The organism is Microvirga tunisiensis (assembly GCF_009296175.1).
In the GTDB taxonomy this organism is placed as follows: domain Bacteria; phylum Pseudomonadota; class Alphaproteobacteria; order Rhizobiales; family Beijerinckiaceae; genus Microvirga; species Microvirga tunisiensis.
Map to the genome: position 1 here is coordinate 1 of NZ_VOSK01000902.1, position 814 is coordinate 814.

Sequence of the window (814 nt, forward strand, 5' to 3'; positions counted from 1 at the left end):
GGAAAACCGAGACGGGACCCTATCCATGGGACACCTCTCACAGATGAGGAGGTGCCCACCACGGAATCACGATTGGTGCCGGTCAGGCAAGCGCTGCCGCTCAACCCAAAATGTGGGTAATTGAAAGGCGGACCAAGCGCTTACGCACCGCCAGCGCCTCGGAGCGGATGGCAGCATCGGAGACCCCATCAACAAGCCCAAGGGCATGCGCTGGACTACCTTCGACCGTAAGATGGCTCAGGTCGAGGTTGCAGAGGCCATTTGCGATGCTCGTCTCCTCCGGTTCGTCCAGAAGCTCTCTCGGCACGGATAGCGCCTTCGCGAGCCCTCGCGTCGTTACCGACAACTTTTCACGAGTGAGCGCGGCGAGTCTTCAGCCCAAAGATTGTGGGGGAGTTCATCCTTCTGGTAGAGGTATCCCAAACCTTGTAGCCAAGCTGTTGACAGGGCTTCTCCAGACCGTAATGAGCTGCAGTTGCGAGCAGAACTGTCAATGTGAGCGTTGCAACCGCAAGCCCGATGTTCAATGCAAGTGCCTCACTTGGAACGGGAGAGGCGATCAAAGGTGCGATGGCATGTGCCAACATGAACAGCACGAGCATGTGAATGAGGTAGAGGCCGTAAGATATCTCGCCCAGAAAGACGAGGACGGGCCGGCGGAGGAACCCAGCTCGCGGGTTGTGATACGCAACAGCAACCAGAAACGCGGCGCACAGCGTTACAATCAGGACAGTTCTTGAATCGTACAAGTTAGTCGGAGTGTAGAGGCGTTCAGCTCCCGCCATAACAACAAGAACCATGCAGGTAATGACGA

At 56.8% G+C, this 814-nt stretch carries 2 protein-coding genes; both read right to left on the reverse strand.

Annotated features, from left to right (window positions below; translation table 11 throughout):
• Positions 1-100: 100 nt before the first annotated feature.
• Positions 101-307: a hypothetical protein gene (locus tag FS320_RS44415; protein WP_152718784.1), complete on the reverse strand. Its 207-nt coding sequence runs from the start codon at positions 305-307 to the stop codon at positions 101-103.
• Between the two features lie 43 nt (positions 308-350).
• Positions 351-814: acyltransferase family protein (locus FS320_RS44420; RefSeq protein WP_152718785.1), on the reverse strand; the 464-nt coding region annotated here is incomplete at its 5' end.